Annotated in this window: 17 protein-coding genes and 1 riboswitch; of the genes, 6 read left to right on the top strand and 11 right to left on the bottom strand. The window is 31.2% G+C overall.

Going from position 1 to position 17,826, the window contains the following annotated elements:
* Positions 1-26 precede the first annotated feature (26 nt).
* The 5 genes from ACFQ1U_RS10790 to ACFQ1U_RS10770 are packed head-to-tail and all read right to left on the bottom strand — an operon-like array spanning position 27 to position 6,304.
* On the bottom strand, positions 27-1,193 hold the full coding sequence (locus ACFQ1U_RS10790; RefSeq protein WP_386108208.1) for a trans-sulfuration enzyme family protein: 1,167 nt from the start codon (positions 1,191-1,193) through the stop codon (positions 27-29).
* Positions 1,190-1,612, bottom strand: a complete 423-nt coding sequence (locus ACFQ1U_RS10785) for an OsmC family protein (RefSeq protein ID WP_386108206.1) — start codon at positions 1,610-1,612, stop codon at positions 1,190-1,192. Before ACFQ1U_RS10785 ends, ACFQ1U_RS10790 begins: the two co-directional genes overlap by 4 nt.
* A 4-nt stretch (positions 1,613-1,616) precedes the next feature.
* Positions 1,617-4,025 carry a bifunctional aspartate kinase/homoserine dehydrogenase I gene (gene thrA, locus ACFQ1U_RS10780; RefSeq protein WP_386108204.1) on the bottom strand — a complete coding sequence of 803 codons (2,409 nt, stop codon included), beginning with the start codon at positions 4,023-4,025 and terminating at the stop codon, positions 1,617-1,619.
* The gene (locus tag ACFQ1U_RS10775; protein WP_386108202.1) at positions 3,985-5,007 is read right to left on the bottom strand and encodes an alpha/beta fold hydrolase; all 1,023 of its coding nucleotides are present in this window, start codon (positions 5,005-5,007) and stop codon (positions 3,985-3,987) included. Before ACFQ1U_RS10775 ends, thrA begins: the two co-directional genes overlap by 41 nt.
* A gap of 4 nt (positions 5,008-5,011) precedes the next feature.
* Positions 5,012-6,304, bottom strand: a complete 1,293-nt coding sequence (locus ACFQ1U_RS10770) for an O-acetylhomoserine aminocarboxypropyltransferase/cysteine synthase family protein (protein WP_386108200.1) — start codon at positions 6,302-6,304, stop codon at positions 5,012-5,014.
* 133 nt (positions 6,305-6,437) lie between these two features.
* A riboswitch (SAM riboswitch) is annotated at positions 6,438-6,546 on the bottom strand.
* Between the two features lie 247 nt (positions 6,547-6,793).
* Between ACFQ1U_RS10770 and metK the strand changes: the two genes are divergently transcribed.
* Entirely contained in the window at positions 6,794-8,047 is a 1,254-nt protein-coding gene (metK, locus tag ACFQ1U_RS10765; protein ID WP_386108198.1) for a methionine adenosyltransferase, read from the top strand.
* 40 nt (positions 8,048-8,087) lie between these two features.
* On the opposite strand, the gene sppA is transcribed toward metK, so the two are convergent.
* From sppA to ACFQ1U_RS10750, 3 genes are all read right to left on the bottom strand, one after another.
* A complete protein-coding gene (sppA, locus tag ACFQ1U_RS10760) occupies positions 8,088-9,833 on the bottom strand; it encodes a signal peptide peptidase SppA (protein WP_386108196.1) in 1,746 nt (581 codons plus the stop codon).
* Positions 9,834-9,886: 53 nt separating this feature from the next.
* A complete protein-coding gene (locus ACFQ1U_RS10755; RefSeq protein ID WP_386108194.1) occupies positions 9,887-10,288 on the bottom strand; it encodes a DUF6146 family protein in 402 nt (133 codons plus the stop codon).
* A gap of 64 nt (positions 10,289-10,352) precedes the next feature.
* Positions 10,353-12,419, bottom strand: a complete 2,067-nt coding sequence (locus ACFQ1U_RS10750; RefSeq protein ID WP_386108192.1) for a protein-disulfide reductase DsbD family protein — start codon at positions 12,417-12,419, stop codon at positions 10,353-10,355.
* 137 nt (positions 12,420-12,556) lie between these two features.
* Here ACFQ1U_RS10750 and ACFQ1U_RS10745 point away from each other — a divergent pair, with 137 nt between their 5' ends.
* Positions 12,557-13,120, top strand: coding sequence for a DNA-3-methyladenine glycosylase I (locus ACFQ1U_RS10745; protein ID WP_386108190.1), 564 nt, complete (start codon positions 12,557-12,559; stop codon positions 13,118-13,120).
* On the opposite strand, the gene ACFQ1U_RS10740 is transcribed toward ACFQ1U_RS10745, so the two are convergent.
* Positions 13,117-13,308, bottom strand: coding sequence for a hypothetical protein (locus tag ACFQ1U_RS10740; RefSeq protein WP_386108188.1), 192 nt, complete (start codon positions 13,306-13,308; stop codon positions 13,117-13,119). The genes ACFQ1U_RS10745 and ACFQ1U_RS10740 overlap by 4 nt on opposite strands.
* 57 nt (positions 13,309-13,365) lie before the next feature.
* Here ACFQ1U_RS10740 and ACFQ1U_RS10735 point away from each other — a divergent pair, with 57 nt between their 5' ends.
* Positions 13,366-13,752 carry a pyrophosphohydrolase domain-containing protein gene (locus ACFQ1U_RS10735; RefSeq protein ID WP_386108186.1) on the top strand — a complete coding sequence of 129 codons (387 nt, stop codon included), beginning with the start codon at positions 13,366-13,368 and terminating at the stop codon, positions 13,750-13,752.
* A gap of 46 nt (positions 13,753-13,798) precedes the next feature.
* Here ACFQ1U_RS10735 and ACFQ1U_RS10730 read toward each other — a convergent pair whose 3' ends face one another.
* Together ACFQ1U_RS10730 and ACFQ1U_RS10725 are read right to left on the bottom strand one after the other, a co-directional pair.
* Positions 13,799-14,716, bottom strand: a complete 918-nt coding sequence (locus tag ACFQ1U_RS10730) for a TlpA family protein disulfide reductase (RefSeq protein WP_386108184.1) — start codon at positions 14,714-14,716, stop codon at positions 13,799-13,801.
* A 108-nt stretch (positions 14,717-14,824) separates the two neighbouring features.
* On the bottom strand, positions 14,825-15,883 hold the full coding sequence (locus ACFQ1U_RS10725; RefSeq protein WP_386108183.1) for a branched-chain amino acid aminotransferase: 1,059 nt from the start codon (positions 15,881-15,883) through the stop codon (positions 14,825-14,827).
* A gap of 122 nt (positions 15,884-16,005) precedes the next feature.
* On the opposite strand from ACFQ1U_RS10725, the gene ACFQ1U_RS10720 reads away from it, so the two are divergent.
* From ACFQ1U_RS10720 to ACFQ1U_RS10710, 3 genes are all read left to right on the top strand, one after another.
* Positions 16,006-16,536: a DUF4920 domain-containing protein gene (locus tag ACFQ1U_RS10720; protein WP_386108181.1), complete on the top strand. Its 531-nt coding sequence runs from the start codon at positions 16,006-16,008 to the stop codon at positions 16,534-16,536.
* A 97-nt stretch (positions 16,537-16,633) separates the two neighbouring features.
* On the top strand, positions 16,634-16,966 hold the full coding sequence (locus ACFQ1U_RS10715) for a hypothetical protein (protein WP_386108179.1): 333 nt from the start codon (positions 16,634-16,636) through the stop codon (positions 16,964-16,966).
* A 140-nt stretch (positions 16,967-17,106) separates the two neighbouring features.
* Positions 17,107-17,826, top strand: coding sequence for a tRNA1(Val) (adenine(37)-N6)-methyltransferase (locus ACFQ1U_RS10710; protein ID WP_386108178.1), 720 nt, complete (start codon positions 17,107-17,109; stop codon positions 17,824-17,826).

The raw sequence follows: 17,826 nt of genomic DNA, 5'->3' as shown, positions 1-17,826 counted from the left end.
TACAAATATATACTTTCTTGTTTTAATTAATTATTCAAAGCTTGTTTTAAATCTTCAACTATATCATCTATACATTCTAAACCTATCGAGCACCTTACTAAACCAGATGTAATTCCAACCTCTAATAATTCAGCTTCACTTAATTTACTGTGAGTGGTAGAGGAGGGGTGTGTAACAATAGTTCTACTATCACCTAAATTGGCAGATAAAGAACAAAGTTTTATATTATTTAAAAATCTTTTTCCAGCTACCAATCCTCCTTTAATTTCGAATGCCACAATATTACCGCCCAAACGCATTTGTTTTTTCGCAACTTCATATTGTGGATGAGATTTCAAAAACGGGTATTTCACAAAATTCACTTCTGGATGACTCTCTAAAAACTGGGCAACTTTTAATGCATTTTCACAATGTTTATCTGCTCTAACTGCTAAAGTTTCTAAACTTTTAGAAAGTACCCAAGCATTAAATGGTGACATTGCAGGTCCAGTATTTCTAGAAAACAAATAGATTTCTCTAACCAAATCAGCCTTTCCAACTGTAACTCCGCCTAAAACACGACCTTGACCATCTATTAACTTAGTTGCTGAATGAATTACTAAATCAGCACCGAACTTAATAGGATTCTGTAGGTATGGCGTAGCAAAACAATTATCGACAACCAATAACAAATTGTGCTTTTTTGCAATAATTGATAATAACTCTAAATCTAAAACATCAACAGCAGGATTTGTTGGTGATTCTGCATATAATATTTTAGTATTCGGTTGAATTAATGATTTAACTTTGTCTACTTCGTTAACCTTGAAATAACTTGTTTCAATATTCCATTTTGGTAAATACTTTGTAAATAAACTATGAGTAGATCCAAATACAGAACGAGAAGAAACAATATGATCTCCTGAATTTAACAACGCCGCAAAAGTTGAAAACACAGCAGACATTCCTGTTGCGAAAGCATAACCAGCCTCTGCGCCTTCCATAGCAACAATTTTATCTACAAACTCAGTCGTATTTGGATTTGAAAATCGGCTATAGAGATTACGCTGTTTTTCTTCCGCAAACGAAGCTCTCATATCTTCAGCATCCTCAAAAATAAAACTCGATGTTAAATATAATGGCGTTGAATGCTCAGAAAACTGAGATCTTTCTGTTTGAATTCTTACTGCTTGTGTTTCGAAATTCTGGCTCATATTTCCTCTTTATTTAAAACTACCTTGTAATTAATTTTAGCAGTTTGCTCTATAATTTTTGCAACTGAACAATACTTTTCTAATGCTAGGTTAGTTGCTTTTTTCACTTTATTACTACTTATTTCACCATCGAAACTGTAGGTAATTGTAATTTCTTTAAATATTGATGGAATTTGATTTTCTTCTCGAGAAGCATCTATTGAAACATCATACTCAAAATCAAAAACCTTTTGTTTGTTTAAAATCTTTACCACATCAATACTACTGCAACTTGCTAAACTCACTAACATCAATTCCATTGGACGAATCGCATTTACCTGAGTATGATCCACGGTTTGTCCTACTAGCAATGAATAACCAGTTTGGTTTTTAGCTTCAAAAACTAAATGTTTGTTATAATTGGATAATTCAATATTCATTTTGTTATTTTTTGGTTAATCTTAAAATATCTCCGAAAACACCTCTTGCTGTAACTTCCGCTCCAGCGCCTGCTCCTTGAATAACTATAGGCTGATTTCCATAAGATTCTGTGTATATTTCAAATATGGCATCTGAACCTTTTAAACTTCCTAAAGGAGTATTTTCTGGGACAGAAACTAATTTTACATCTAAATTTCCTTTAGTTTGTTGAAGATCTCCATGTAAATCTCCTATATATCGTAATACATGATTCTCCTCCTGACCATCTTTAATTTTATTGAAATGATCGTTTAGTTTATCACAATTATCAATAAACTCAGCTGCACTAGAATCTCTGAACTCTTCTGGAATTAAATTCTCTATATGGATGTCTTCAAATTCGTTTTCCAAATCGAGTTCTCTCGCTAAAATCAAAAGTTTCCTGGCTACATCATTGCCACATAAATCTTCTCTAGGATCCGGCTCTGTATATCCATTCTCTATTGCTTCTTTAAGTACAGTTGCAAACGGAACATTTTCTTCTGAATATTTATTGAAAATAAAACTTAAAGAACCAGAGAACACACCTCTAATTCGGGTAATATTTTCTCCAGAATCATGTAATAATTTAATCGTATCGATTAAAGGTAATCCAGCTCCAACATTAGTTTCATAGAGATATGTTTTCTTATTATTCTCTAAAACTTGTCTTAGTTTTTTATAAAAAGAATGAGAAACGGTATTGGCTATTTTGTTCGATGAAACTAAATCGAACCCATTTTCAACTAATGGAATATAATTTTCAATAAAATCTTGATTCGCAGTATTATCAACAGCAATTAGATTTTCTAAATGATGAGCTTTTGCAAAATCAATAACTTCATCTACAGAGCTTTCAATCGAACTTTCATTTAATTTCGCTTGCCAATTTTCATCTATTCCGTGTTGAGAAAGCAATACCTTTTTAGAATTTGCAACGGCGAAAATATTCAGTTGAATTTTTCTTCTATCTAAAATTGCAGGCGTACTTTTTATGATCTGTTCAATTAAAGTTCCTCCCACTAAACCTTTACCAAAAACAGCAATATTTATTTTCTTAGCTACCCCAAAAATTTGTCCATGTATTACATTTACAGCTTTATGAAGTTCTTCTTTCTTTACAACTAAACTTACATTTTTACCAGTAATGGTATTGTTGAATAATAACGGAACGATTTGGTTTTGAATAAGCGCATTGTATGGTAAATGAAACTCACTTAAATCTTGACCGATTATTGAAATTACTGCTACATCGTTCACAATACTAATATGATTTACATCTTTGGTTTTCAAGTCATACTCGAACTCGTGCTTCAATGCTTTAACAGCTAATTCCGCTTTTTCTTTGTCAACTACCAATCCAATTCCTCTTTCAGAAGATCCTTGAGAAATAATACTCACACTAATATCATGACTTCCTAAAGATTTAAATATTCTTGCATCCACACCAACTTTTCCTAACAAACCTCTTCCTTCAAAATTTAATAAGGCTACATTATCTAAAACAGAAATTGATTTGATTCCTTTTGCTGAAGACTTTGCCGTTATTAAAGTACCTTCATCTTTTTGATTGAATGTGTTTAAGATTCTTAAATTGATATTCTTCTCAATTAATGGTATAATGGTTTTTGCATGTAAAATATTCGCACCAAAATTTGCTAATTCATTCGCTTCAGAAAATGATAATTCTTCAATTTTCTTAGCATCTGAAACCAAATCAGGATTCGCTGTAAATATTCCATCTACATGTGTATAGTTTTGTAATTCATCTGCATCTAAATAATTTGCCAATAATGATGCTGTATAATTACTTCCATTTCGACCTAAAGTTGTTGTTTCATTCTTCAAGTTAGAACCAATAAATCCAGAAACTACGTTTACGGTTGTACCATTATGTTTTTTATAATAGTTGACAATGTTTTCTTTAGAAACTCCTTCTATAGGTTGTGCATTTCCAAAACTCTCATCTGTTTTTAGCAATAAGCGAGCGTCAGTAGCATTAGCATTTATGCCTCTTTGTTGTAATAACTCAGTTACCGTTTTTATGGCAATTAATTCACCTTGAGCTAATACTTCATCTTTTACTTTTGTACTAAAATCCTCCAACAAGCTTACTCCTTCTAACAACTTCTCTAGTTTATTAAACTCTGGATTGAAATCCAATAGTGGTGTGATTTGCCTTTGGCTTAATTTAAACGCCTCTAATTGTTCTTGATATACTTCACTTGAAGAAGCTTTTTGTAATATTGATTCTAATTCATTAGTAGCATTTCCTCTAGCAGAAACAACTACTGTAATTCTATCACCATTATCAATTTTACTTTCAATAATATCTATGACTTTTGATATTCCTTCATTTGATAATGATTTCCCTCCAAACTTTAAAACCTTCATTTTTTTTAGTCTTTTCGTTCTCGTTAAATATTGGTGCAAATATGTTTTCTAATTGATCATATTCAATTAAAAACGCATCATGTCCATGTACCGAATTAATCTCATTATACGTTACATTAGTATTGTTTTGTGCTAACTCTTTGAATGTTTCTCTGTTCTCTTCTGCCGTAAAAAACAAATCAGAATCTACTCCTATGATGTGAATTTCTGCGTTGATATATTTCAAAACTTCTTCATCATTATGTTCATCTGTTACATCTATTGTTTTTAATAATTGATTCATCAATTTATAAGAAGCCAACTGATATCTTTCTTGTAATTTTTTCCCATGATGTAACAACCAGCTTTCTACATTAAATAAAGTTGATTCCTCATTTTTACTTCGATGAAATCGTTGTTTAAATGACTCCGGAGTTCTGTAACACAACATTGCATGCATTCTAGCATCATGTACTGGATTATTTGAATTTGTTAGAAATAATTCTTGAATTTGACAATTCGCAATTAACCAATCTGTAGATTTACAATCTGTCGCAATTGGAATTAAATGCTTGGTAATATTTGGATGCAAAACTGCCATTTCCCAAGCAATTCCTCCACCAAGTGATCCTCCAACTAAAGCGAACAATTGCTCAACTCCTAGTTCTTTCAATCCTAAAAGGAAAATTTTTGCAATATCTCTAGCAACAAAACTTTTATAATCGTCGATTAAAAAATCGTCATAACCATTTCCTGGAATATTAAAACAAAGAATTGAATATGAATTGATATCAATAACTTTATCAACTCCAATAATATCTTTCCACCATCCAGAATCTCCAGCAACATTGCTATTTCCTGTTAGCGCATGATTTACTAGAATTACTGGTGCAGTACCCAATTCTCTTCCAAATAATTGATAACTTAATCGTATATCAGAGAACTGAGTACCACTCTCAGTAACATAACTAAGAATATTTATATGAGATAAATTGTTTTTCACCGTTCTACGCTAAAACTGATTTTGGAATTTTGGCAAATGCTTCTTGTAAATCTTGTTTTAAATCTTCAAGATTTTCAATACCAACTGATAATCGAATTAAATCTTTAGTAACTCCAGAAGCTTCTTGTTCTTCATCTGTTAATTGCTGATGTGTTGTACTCGCTGGATGAATAATTAAAGATTTTGTATCTCCAATATTGGCTAGTAATGAGAATAACTCCGTATTATCTGCAACTGTTTTGGCGCTTTCGTATCCTCCTTTTACACCAAAGGTTACAATTCCACTTTGACCTTTCGGTAAATATTTATCAGCTAATTTTTTATAAGGACTACTTTCTAATCCAGGATAATTTACCCAAGTAACCTCTTCTTGCTGCTCTAACCATTTTGCTAAAGCTAACGCATTTTCACTATGTTGCTTGATTCGAACACCTAGCGTTTCTAAACCTTGTATAATTTGGAATGCATTTGTTGGACTTAACGCTCCTCCGAAATCTCTTAATCCTTCTAGAATTAATTTAAAAGTGAATGATAACTGCCCAAGCGTTTCGTAATATTTTAATCCGTGATATCCTGCCGATGGTTCTGTAAACTCAGGAAACTTTCCATTATCCCAATCAAAATTTCCACCGTCGATAATTACTCCTCCTAAAGAGTTTCCTTGTCCGCCAATATATTTTGTAAGTGAATGAATTACAATATTCGCTCCGTGTTTTAATGGATTTAATAATGATGGTGTTGCCACAGTATTATCAACAATAAACGGAACTTTTGCTGCTTTAGAAACCTCAGCAATTCCTTCTAAATCTAATACATCAAGTTTTGGATTTCCTAACGATTCCACAAAGAAAGCTCTCGTATTTTCCTGAACAGCTTCCTTAAAGTTCTCTGGATTTGATGCATCTACAAATGTGGTTGTAATTCCTAATCTTGGTAAGGTAACTTTTAACAAGTTATACGTTCCTCCATACAAGCTACTAGATGCGACAATATGATCTCCGGCCTTTAATAACGTTAATAATCCTGTTGAAATTGCAGCAGTTCCTGAAGCAAATACTACAGCTCCAACACCACCTTCTAAAGCAGCTAAACGATCTTGCAATATCTGGTTTGTTGGATTGTTTAGACGGGTGTAAATAAACCCTAATTCTTTTAATGAGAATAGATTTGCTGCATGATCTGAGTTGTTGAAAACATAAGAGCTAGATTGATAAATTGGAACTGCTCTTGTTCCTAAGGTTTGTTGAACATCGTGTCCTGCATGTAATGCTAAAGTTTCAAATTTTTGCGTACTCATTTTTCTTCTTTTTGAAATAATTAATAATTAAACCAAAAGTCAAAACACATCTTTTACGATGATGCTTATAGAAAAATGTTATTAAGAATTTATAGAAATTTATATTCCGTAAGAAATACGAAAAAACTTCTTTTTGTTATCTATCCCAAAATTTTTAGGGTAGAATGTAGCACCTTCTTTGAGTAGTCAAAGGGTTGCTAAGGTATCATAGGGTCTATTCCCTCCACCTTTCTTGATAACATTAAATCGATAAGTGTTTGAACTTCTTCTGTGCAAATATTCAGTTATAAAAAATTAAAATCCAAACTTTAACGCATTTTTTTTACCATAAACAAATCATAAGTTATAAATTTGCATGCTGAAATAGAGGAAAGATTTGAGTCTGATTGCAACCTCAGTAAAAAATGCTAAAGCAGTTTCTTTATTGCTTCATGCTATTGCAATCATTTTATAATCACCTCTTTATTTACTAATTAAAAATAAATAAACATGTCATATTTTTTTACATCTGAGAGTGTATCAGAAGGACATCCAGATAAGGTTGCAGATCAAATTAGTGATGCTTTAATAGATAACTTTTTAGCTTTTGATGAAGATGCCAAAGTTGCTTGTGAAACTTTAGTAACTACTGGTCAAGTAGTATTAGCAGGAGAAGTAAAATCTAAAGCTTATTTAGATGTTCAAAAGATTGCTAGAGATGTTATAAATAAAATTGGATATACAAAAAGTGAGTATATGTTTGATGGAAATTCATGTGGAGTTTTTTCTGCTATTCATGAACAATCAGACGATATTAACAGAGGTGTAGATAGAGCTAGTAAAGAAGAACAAGGAGCAGGAGATCAAGGGATGATGTTTGGTTATGCAACTAATGAAACCAAAAATTTTATGCCGTTGGCGTTAGATTTATCACACTTAATTTTAAAAGAATTAGCTGCACTTCGTAGAGAAGGTAAAGAAATTACATATTTACGCCCAGATGCAAAGAGTCAGGTAACTATAGAGTATTCTGATGATAATGTACCACAAAGGATCGAGGCTATTGTAATTTCTACACAGCATGATGATTTTGGTGCGGATGAAGAAATGTTAGCTAAAATTAGAAAAGATTTACAAGAAATTTTAATTCCGCGTGTAAAAGCACAATTATCAGCTGATATTCAAGCTTTATTTAATGATGATATTAAATATCACATTAACCCAACTGGTAAGTTTGTAATTGGCGGACCTCATGGAGATACTGGCTTAACAGGAAGAAAAATTATTGTTGATACCTACGGAGGAAAAGGAGCCCATGGAGGTGGAGCCTTTTCTGGTAAAGATCCAAGTAAGGTAGATAGAAGTGCTGCTTATGCAACACGTCATATTGCTAAAAATTTAGTGGCAGCAGGAGTTGCCGATGAGGTTTTAGTTCAGGTGTCTTATGCGATTGGAGTAGTAGAGCCAATGGGTATTTTTGTAGATACTTACGGTACTTCTAAAGTTAATTTAACAGATGGTGAAATTGCAGCAAGAGTTGCCGAGATATTTGATATGCGTCCTCACGCTATTGAAACACGTTTAAAGTTACGTACACCAATGTATAGTGAAACTGCCGCTTACGGGCATATGGGAAGAACTAATGAAGTAATTCAAAAAACATTTGTGCAACCAAATGGAGAATCTAAAACTATAGATGTTGAATTGTTTACTTGGGAGAAATTAGATTATGTAGATAAGGTAAAAGAAGCCTTTTCATTATAAATAAAAAAAACGCTCAACTTAAGTTGAGCGTTTTTTTTATTTACTTAATATCTATTACAAATGGCATTTTTGCTTGAATACCTTTGTTGTTTTTTAAATTGTTAACAGTATTAAATAATCTATAATTTTCTGCTCCTAAAGCTTCTTTTAATATAGTTTCCTTTTGTGACCTAATAAAAGGGAAAGAGTTTAAGGCATCTTTAAAGTCTTTTTTATAGCTTGGATAACTACGAACTCTATAATTTTCTATAGCAGCTAACTCAGCAGCTAATTCAACAGCATCATTTAAACTTCCTAGTTTGTCAACTAAACCATTTTCTAAAGCTTCTTTACCTGTCCAAACTCTACCTTGCGCGATTTCATTTACATCTTCAAAAGACATTTTTCTTCCATCAGCAACTCGATTTACAAAAGTTTCATAAATATCTTCAACACCTTCTTTTGTTAAATCATAAAACTTTTGGTTCATAGGTTCAAAAAGACTGTAGTTGGCACTGTTATTAGTAGATACTTGTTCTGCATTTATACCAATATTATTTGCAAAGCTATGAACGTTTGGAATGGCTCCAAAAACACCAATAGAACCTGTAATGGTAGTTGGTTCTGCAACAATTTTGTTAGCGTTACTGGCAATGTAGTACCCACCAGAAGCAGCAACGTTACCCATAGAAACTACAATTGGTTTTTCTGTTTTGGTTAGTTCAAGCTCTCTCCATATTAACTCAGAAGCTAAAGCACTTCCTCCAGGAGAATTTACGCGTAATACAATTGCTTTTACATTTTTATCTTTACGAGCTTTTTTAATAGCTTTATTTATAATTCCTTGTCCAATAAAGTTTTCATCACCTTTCCCGTAAATAATTTCTCCTTGAGCATAAATTACGGCAATTTTATTTTTTGCTGTAGATGATATTCTACCTTTTCCAGATTTAATATAATCTTCAAGGGTAATCATGTTAGGTTTAATAGCTGCTGCATTTTCTAATTTAGCTTCGTATTCATCAACATAAATAGCTTCGTCTATTAATTTAGCATTTTTTGCTGTAGTAGCGTTTCTTCCTTCTGAGTTATCAGCTAATGTGTTTAAATTTTCTACAGAAACTTTTCTGCTTTTGCTAATATCTTCTAGTACTTCTGACCAAATAGATTTTAAAAAAGAAGTGATTTGTTCTCTGTTTTCAGTACTCATGGTATTTGTTAAATATGGCTCCACCGCACTTTTGTATTTTCCGTGTCTTACAACTTCCATTTTAATACCATATTTATCTTCAAAATCTTTATAATATAAAATTTCAGATGAAAGTCCATTAAATTCGATAGCTCCAACAGGATTTAAAAAAATACTATCAGCAACTGAACTTAGGTAGTAATTTTTTTGTGTATAAATATCATTGTATGCATATATGAATTTACCAGTTTCTTTAAATTCTTCTAGTTTATTTCTAATAGCTTGTGTTTGCGCCATTCCTGCACCTACTAATCCTGTGTTAATACTAATTCCTTTAATATTAGTATCTGTTTTAGCGTTTTCTATAGCATTAATTATTTTGTCTAAAGATAGTTTTTCGTTATCAAGCTCTAAAGCTTGTGCTATTGGGTTTTCATCTTTGGGTGCGTAATCTTTAATTGGTGATGATAAGTCTAATTCTAAAATAGAGTTTGCTTCAACAACAACAGGATCATCAGATCCAGCCATAGCTGCAACACCTGCAAACAAAAAGAATAATAAAAATATAGCGATAAAAAATCCTAAGATAGCCGCTATTAAATTGCGTAAAAAGTTCATGGTTAATGGTTAATTTTTAAAAGCAAATATACGTTTTTAACAAATTAAAAAGCTTAACGTAACTGCATTCGATATTTTTGTTGAGCAAATAAAAAGTAGTTGAATAATTTATAGTTTACATCATAGCCGTAATCTACATTGTTATCATATTCTATTACGTTTTCATAAATAGAAGGATTGAATTGAAGAGGATTATTTGCTCTATAATTCCATGCAGCAACAAAGAATTGGTTTTTATTTTCGAGATAGTTTTGTGAGTAAAAGCCTTTTGGTCTTGCAACAGAATTTAAGTAAAGATTAAATCCTGGATCTATAATAATAATTTCGTATTCTAAACTATCATTTGCAATTACAACAGGCTCTTCATTATTGTTATTATTGAGTTTTTGAGTAGAATTACAGGTTACTAAAAACACTATTAGAGAAATTGAAAAAAGAAAATATTTGATTTTCATAAAGTAAGGATTCTTACTTATAAAGATAAAAAAAAGAAACGCACTTTGGCGTTTCTTAATTTATTTAGTTTATTAAATCTGAGGTGTTAAAAAGATTATCTAAAGAATCTTCTGCTTTTTCTTTACCGTCATTAAGCCAATCTAAATATAAGCTTTCATCGGGGGTATAACCAACAGGTTGGTTAAGCATTTGTGATCCATCTGAGTTTAATAGAACATAATATGGTTGTGTATTCGTTTTAAAGAATATAGTTTGAAAGTGAGACCATTTATGTCCGTAGTTAACTAATTGTCTGGTTCCACCGTTAATTCTATTTACTACAATTTGTTCTTCTTTTGGTAGTTCTTTTTTATCATCTACATATAAAGAAATTAATACATAATCATTTCTTAAAACATCGTCTACTTCTTTTACAGGCCAAACATGTTCTTCCATTTTTCTACAATTTACACATGCGTAACCCGTAAAATCTAACATTATTGGCTTGTTAACTTTTTTAGCATATGCCATCCCTTCTTTTAAATCTTTAAAACAAGTTAAGTTATTTGGGCAATCGTTAGGGTATAAAAAACTATAACCAACAGGAGGCGCTAACCCACTTAATAAAGATAAAGGTGTGAAGGTTTTAGTTTCTTCTTTAATTCTAAATCCAGAAGCTAAATAAATAGTAAAAGCAGCTACTATTACACCAATTGCTATTCTTGGAATTCCTATTTTTTGAAGAGGTGAATCATGCGGGAATTTAATAATTCCAAATAAATACAATGTTAAACCACCAAAAATTACGATCCATAAAATTAAGAAAGGCTCAATTTTTAATAGGTTCCAATGTGCTACTAAATCGGCATTTGATAAAAATTTGAATGCTAAAGCTAATTCTAAGAAGCCTAAAACTACTTTTACAGTATTCATCCATCCACCAGATTTTGGTAACGATTTTAACATATTAGGAAACATTGCAAATAGGGTAAAAGGTAAGCCTAAAGCAAAACCAAACCCAGCCATGCCTGATGTTAACTGCCAAGCGCCACCATCAGAAGATAAAGAACCTGCTAGTAAGGATCCTAAAATTGGTCCGGTACATGAAAATGATACAATAGCTAGTGTTAAGGCCATAAAAAACACACCTAAAAGGCCACCAGCGCTTTCTCCTTGTGTGGTTTTGTTTGTCCAGCTACTAGGTAGTGTTAATTCATAAAAACCGAAGAACGATCCAGCAAAAAATACAAAAACGACAAAGAATATAATATTTAACCAAATATTGGTTGATATTTCATTTAGAATGTCTGGGTTAATAGAATCTAATAAATGAAAAGGGATACTTAGTAATAAATACACGGCAAGGATGAAAAACCCGTATAATAAAGCTTTAGAAACTCCAGATCCTTTACTTTCGTCTTTTTTAGTAAAAAAACTAACGGTAAGAGGAATCATAGGGAAAACACAAGGGGTTAACAATGCTAATAATCCACCAATAAAACCAAGTCCAAAAATACTCCAAAGATTACTTCCTTCGTTCTTTTTTTCTACAGATGTATTTGCGGCAGCAGTATTCTCATCAGAAGATAAATCTACTACAGGTTGTTTAATATCGCCATCATTAATACCATATAAAAGCATATTAGCTTCTTGGTTAGAAACTGCATTTACAGTTTCTTTGGCTGAATCGGTATTAAATTTTGCACCAGCTGGAGCTATAAAGGTTAATGTTTCTACTTTTGGAGGTAAGCAACGTACGTTATTACAAACCATAAACTCTACATCAGCGTCTATTTTTGTTTTTTCTGATAATAGTTTAATTTTTTGCTTGAAAGTTGTCTTTTTAGCAAAATATTTTATAACCATTTTAAAGGTTTGATCTTCTTCTGTGATTCCCTCTTCTTCAATAGTTTCACCAATTAATTCGTAGTTTTCATTGGATTTGTATGAAAAAACAGAAGGTCGAGGCCCGCCTTTAGGCACATCTTGAGAATATAAGTGCCAACCATCATCAATAGTAGCAGTGGTAATTAAGTAATATTCGGTATCTGAAATTTTCTGCACACCAGTTTTCCATTTTATAGGCTCAAAAATTTGTGAAAAGCCAGAAAATGAAATCAAGGCAAGAAATAGAAATATTATTTTTTTCATGATATTAAAACTAAAATAATTTATTTGTTTTAGTGAGACGTAAATGTAACCCTTTTCATACAAAATAGTTGATTTAATTTTTTTTCGAACTTGTTTTTTAACGTATAAACTATAACTTTAACTCAAAATTAAGAGGTATGAAAAACCGATGTTTTTGGGTTACAAAAGATCCATTATATGTAGAATATCATGATAACGAATGGGGAGTTCCTGTTTATGACGATGATACGCTTTTTGAATTTTTAATTTTAGAAACTTTTCAAGCGGGTTTAAGCTGGATTACTATTTTAAAAAAGAGAGAAAATTTTAGAAAAGCGTTTGATAATTTTAACTATCAAAAAATAGCTAATTATACTGAAGATAAATTTGAAACATTACTTCAAGATGCTGGAATAATTAGAAATAAACTGAAAATTAAAGCTACCATATCAAATGCACAGGCATTTATAAAAGTTCAAGAAGAGTTTGGTTCTTTTTCAAAATATATCTGGGCTTTTGTGGATGGTAAACCTATTCAGAATAATTTTGTTAATAGAGAAGATGTCCCAGCAACTACGCCCTTATCAGATAAAATTTCTAAAGATTTAAAAAAGAGAGGGTTTAAATTTGTGGGATCTACAGTTGTTTATGCACATATGCAAGCAACAGGAATGGTTAATGATCACACCACTAATTGCTTTAGGTATAATGAATGTAATTAACCTTTCAATAAAAATTTAGACAAAAACAACAAACCAATAACGGTTAAAATACCAATAGCAACATATAAAGCGGCATTTTGATAATGCTTTTGATTATTATTTGCATCTTTTTTATAGCTGTAAATCATTAAAGCAACAAAGCAAATAATAAAAAATGAAGCAAAAATAATTCTACCAGTAGTAAACATAAATATATATTAAATGTAATAGCAAAATTACAAATTTAAACATCATCAAACTAACATATGAAAAATAAAATACAAGCCGTTTATGAGTTTCATAAAGCTTTTGGATTAGGAATTCATGAAAAGCCAACAGTAGATATAGGCGAAGATAGAAAGCGCTTACGTTTTAACTTAATGAAAGAGGAAAATGAAGAATATTTAGAGGCTGTAAACAATAATGATTTAGTTGAAACTGCAGATGCTTTAGGTGATATGCTTTATATTTTATGTGGTACTATTATAGAACATGGTATGCAGTATAAAATAGAAGAGGTTTTTAATGAGATTCAAAAAAGTAACATGAGTAAACTAGGAGAAGATGGAAAACCGATTTATCGCGAAGATGGAAAAGTGTTAAAAGGGCCTAATTATTTCAAACCTAATATTTCAGCTATTTTAGATAAATAAAAACGCACCCAACTGGGTGCGTTTTTACTTGTATTAGTATGTACTGTTAATGAGTCATTAAATCGGCAATTTGTCCACCGTTCATAATTTCATCTAAAGTTGTAATTAAAGAATCTACGTTATTAACCATTTTTAAAACATTGCCATATTCATCTAAAATAATATGAGTTGGGTATTGTTTAACTCCAATTTGGTCGTTCATAAAATCTTTTTGTTTGGCAATTACAGGGTACCTAAAAGGCTTTTTAGCTAAAAATTTTCTTAATTTATTTGGCTCATCAAATGCTAAGCTAAAAAAAACTAGATCTTCGTAGCCTTCATATCTGTCAAAAAGTTCGTTAAGTTTTGGGAATTCTTCAACACAAACTTTACAATTTATAAACCAGCACTTTATTACGGTAATTTTTCCTAAAGTATTCTCCGTGTTATACTCGTTTCCATATAAATCTTTAAAATCAAAAATAGGAAAACTTCTTCCTTCTTTCATATAATAGGTGTAGTGTAAAGAAGCGGAGCTTTTAATAGCTTTTGATATTTTTTGATGCAATTTTGGGTCAAAGGTTTGTAATTGATACATAACTTCCATTTCAGGAAGCTTAACAGGAATATAATTTCCTGTTTGTAATTCAGTTAAAAAATCTTCTTTCTCAATCTCTTCTCCATCTGCGTTAAGCGGAATAAAATCGTAAGAAAGGTCGATGTTTTCTTTGTAATAGTTTTCCCAAGTTTTAACATCTGTTATGAAAGATGAAATGTCTATAGAGTTATGAACAACTCTTTTTTCAGTGGGTTCGTCATCATAAAATTCCTCGTCGGAAGGCTCTTCTGAATCTTCTTGGTTTGTTGGAGTAACAGCTATGGAATTACTGTTTCCCCTTTTACTAAACTCAAGCTCATCAATAATAATATAGGTAGCTGTAAAGGCTAACGCAATTATTAATAAAGATAGTAATATATTTTTCATATAGCTTTGTTAAGTTCGTTGATTAACAAGGGGAAGTATTGCAAATATATAAAAAAACTCCTTGTTACAAATTACAAGGAGTTTGATATATAATAATTTAACATTGGTTTATATTTTAAAACGCCAACCATATGGATCTTCAGAAATGTTATATTGAATGCTTGTAAGTTTCTCTTTAAAAAAGCTAGCGTATGATTTTTCTTGTTTAGGTAAATCGAAATCTTCACCACCATGGCTAAATGCTACAATTGGGTTTATAACCGTAGCTGTTCCAGATCCAAAAATTTCTTTTAATGCTCCTTTTCTTGCAGCTTCTTTTATTTCAGCCACAGAAACTCTTCTAACTTCTACATCAATATTATTGTCTTTTGCAATTTGAATTACAGACTTACGTGTTACACCATCTAATATCCTATCATTATTAGGAGCGGTAATTAATGTGTCACCAACTCTAAAAAAGATGTTCATGGTTCCAGCTTCTTCTAAATAGTTGTGTGTGCTAGCATCTGTCCAAATAATTTGTTGATACCCTTTTTCATTAGCTAATTTAGTAGGGTAAAATTGTGCAGCATAGTTACCAGCTGCTTTTGCAAATCCAACACCACCATCTGCAGATCTACTATATTTTTCAGAAAAAATAACTTTAACTTCGCCAGAATAATATGCTTGGGCTGGTGATAGGATAATCATAAATTTATATTCATTTGCAGGCGATGCAGAGATTGCTGGTTGGGTAGCAATTACAAAAGGACGAATGTATAATGAATTCCCTAATCCTTTTTTAATCCAATCTTTTTCTAATTTTAAAAGCTGTGTTAATCCATTAAAAAAATAATCTTCAGGAAAAGCAGGAATAGCTAATCTTTCTGCAGACTTATTAATTCTTTTAAAATTTTCATCAGGTCTAAATAAAAAGATGTCATCATTATCGTCTTTATAAGCTTTCATTCCTTCAAAAACAGCTTGACCGTAATGGAATACTCTAGCAGACGGATCTAAGCTTATTGGTCCATAAGGTTTTATCTTAGGTTTTTGCCAACTACCATCTTTAAAATCACACTCAAACATATAATCCGAAAAAACAGCACCAAAAGCTAAGTTGTTAAAATCTACAGAGTTAATTTTTGATTGTTGAATTGGAGTAATTTGAATGTCTGAAGTGTTCATATATGAATAAGTATTAGTAGTTTCCACAAAAATAAGAAATCAATATCACTTTTTCAGTCTAAATTACTACCATATGTAGGCGATTATTGTATATTTGCTTACATATTTATAACTAGTTAATAATGAAGAAGGTACTTTGTTTGGTGTTAGGCTTAGGTTTGAGTTTAATGGCATGTAAAAATGAAAAAACTGAAAACAATTCTAAAGAAAATACAAAAACTTTTGTTTCGTTTGGAGCTAAAATAGATGCTGATAATGCCATAACCCATAAAGATTTATCAGATAAATTTGCAACGATGAATACGGGAGATACTATTACAGTAAAGTTTACAGGTAAAGTAGCTGAGGTGTGCCAGAAAAAAGGATGTTGGATTAAAGTTCCGTTGACTGATGAGCAAGAAACATTTGTAAAGTTTAAAGATTATGCATTTTTTATGCCTTTTAATGCAGCTGGAAGTGATATTGTACTAAATGGTAAAGCTTTTAAAGATGAAATTTCTGTAGCTCAGTTACAACATTACGCTAAAGACGCAGGTAAGTCTGCCGAAGAAATAGCAAAAATAACATCACCTAAAATTACTTATTCATTTTTAGCAGATGGTGTTTTACTAGAAGCAAAAGCAGAGGAATCATCTACAGAAGAAAATGACTAAGTATATTTACTTGTTCGTGTTTATTGTTCTATTTACGAATTGTCAGCAGAAAAAACAAAAGGTAACAATTGTACAAGAGGTTCCTACAAACTTCGATATGTATAAAACCTCTGAAATGGCTGATTTGATGCGTACTATGTTAGCTAAAAATAAAGAGCTAAAGCATAAAATAGAGCAAAATAAAAGTATAGGCGCTTTTGATTCTATTTATTACGGAATTCATACAGCGCAACATACAGATAGCACAGATTTAGACGCCACTTACAGTACTTTTGCTAATCATTTTTTAAAAATGCAGCAAGATATTTTTGAGGTAGCTTCAGAAAAACAAGAACAACAATTTAATGCCATGGTTGATGCTTGTATTGCTTGTCATAAAGACAGGTGTACAGGACCAATACCTAGAATTGAAAAATTAAGAATAAAGTAATTTTACCCTATGAAGTTTCAACGTAGATTTGGTAGCAGAAAAAAATCGAATCCCAAAAAAGGATTGTTACTAGTTTTATTATTAGCCTTTTTTTTATTTCTGTTTTTCAATGCAGAAAATATACTTTCTAAATTATTTTAATGAAACCTTTTCGTTTTAAAGAATTTACAATTCATCAAGATAAATCTGCCATGAAAATTGGTACAGATGCTGTTTTGCTTGGAGCTTGGTGTAGTATTAATCATTACCCAGATACTGTTCTAGATGTTGGATCGGGTACTGGTATAATCGGTTTAATGTTGGCACAACGTACAAATGCTATGACTGTTGATGCTGTTGAAATTGATGAGGCAGCATACGAACAAACTGTAGAAAATTTTGAACAGTCTGATTGGGGAGATCGTTTGTTTTGTTATAATGCATCTTTTCAGGAATTTGCACAAGAATTGAGTGAAGAAGAAGATGTTTACGAATTAATTGTTGCAAATCCTCCTTTTTATACAGATACTTATGAAACTGAAAATGATTCTAGGAATAAAGCACGTTTTACAAGTTCGTTATCTTTTCAAGATTTATTAATTGGAGTAAAAAGTATTTTAGCTGAAAACGGTTTGTTTTCAGTAATAATTCCATGTAAAGAAGAAGCTAATTTTGTTGCATTAGCTGAGGAAATAGGATTGTTTTTAAACAGAGTTTGTAGAGTTAAGGGAAATGAAAAATCTGAAATTGTTAGAAGTTTGCTTGAATTTTCATTTATTATAAAAGATGTACAAGAAGAACAACTTGTTATTGAAAAAGAAAGGCACCAGTATACTGATGCCTATATTGAGTTAACTAAAGACTTTTATTTGAAAATGTAG

The organism is Tenacibaculum geojense (genome assembly GCF_042676005.1).
Classification (GTDB): Bacteria; Bacteroidota; Bacteroidia; order Flavobacteriales; family Flavobacteriaceae; genus Polaribacter; species Polaribacter geojense.
This window is presented reverse-complemented; position numbering and strand designations above follow the sequence as displayed.

Bases quoted from the DNA above. Each gene is read 5' to 3' on its own strand.
- ACFQ1U_RS10715 (WP_386108179.1), top strand. From the start codon at position 16,634: ATGTATAAAACCTCTGAAATGGCTGATTTGATGCGTACTATGTTAGCT.
- ACFQ1U_RS10785 (WP_386108206.1), bottom strand. From the start codon at position 1,612: ATGAATATTGAATTATCCAATTATAACAAACATTTAGTTTTTGAAGCT.
- ACFQ1U_RS10710 (WP_386108178.1), top strand. From the start codon at position 17,107: ATGAAACCTTTTCGTTTTAAAGAATTTACAATTCATCAAGATAAATCT.
- thrA (WP_386108204.1), bottom strand. From the start codon at position 4,025: ATGAAGGTTTTAAAGTTTGGAGGGAAATCATTATCAAATGAAGGAATA.
- ACFQ1U_RS10725 (WP_386108183.1), bottom strand. From the start codon at position 15,883: ATGAACACTTCAGACATTCAAATTACTCCAATTCAACAATCAAAAATT.
- ACFQ1U_RS10730 (WP_386108184.1), bottom strand. From the start codon at position 14,716: ATGAAAAATATATTACTATCTTTATTAATAATTGCGTTAGCCTTTACA.
- sppA (WP_386108196.1), bottom strand. From the start codon at position 9,833: ATGAACTTTTTACGCAATTTAATAGCGGCTATCTTAGGATTTTTTATC.
- ACFQ1U_RS10755 (WP_386108194.1), bottom strand. From the start codon at position 10,288: ATGAAAATCAAATATTTTCTTTTTTCAATTTCTCTAATAGTGTTTTTA.
- ACFQ1U_RS10790 (WP_386108208.1), bottom strand. From the start codon at position 1,193: ATGAGCCAGAATTTCGAAACACAAGCAGTAAGAATTCAAACAGAAAGA.
- ACFQ1U_RS10770 (WP_386108200.1), bottom strand. From the start codon at position 6,304: ATGAGTACGCAAAAATTTGAAACTTTAGCATTACATGCAGGACACGAT.
- ACFQ1U_RS10750 (WP_386108192.1), bottom strand. From the start codon at position 12,419: ATGAAAAAAATAATATTTCTATTTCTTGCCTTGATTTCATTTTCTGGC.
- ACFQ1U_RS10735 (WP_386108186.1), top strand. From the start codon at position 13,366: ATGAAAAATAAAATACAAGCCGTTTATGAGTTTCATAAAGCTTTTGGA.
- ACFQ1U_RS10745 (WP_386108190.1), top strand. From the start codon at position 12,557: ATGAAAAACCGATGTTTTTGGGTTACAAAAGATCCATTATATGTAGAA.
- ACFQ1U_RS10720 (WP_386108181.1), top strand. From the start codon at position 16,006: ATGAAGAAGGTACTTTGTTTGGTGTTAGGCTTAGGTTTGAGTTTAATG.
- ACFQ1U_RS10740 (WP_386108188.1), bottom strand. From the start codon at position 13,308: ATGTTTACTACTGGTAGAATTATTTTTGCTTCATTTTTTATTATTTGC.
- metK (WP_386108198.1), top strand. From the start codon at position 6,794: ATGTCATATTTTTTTACATCTGAGAGTGTATCAGAAGGACATCCAGAT.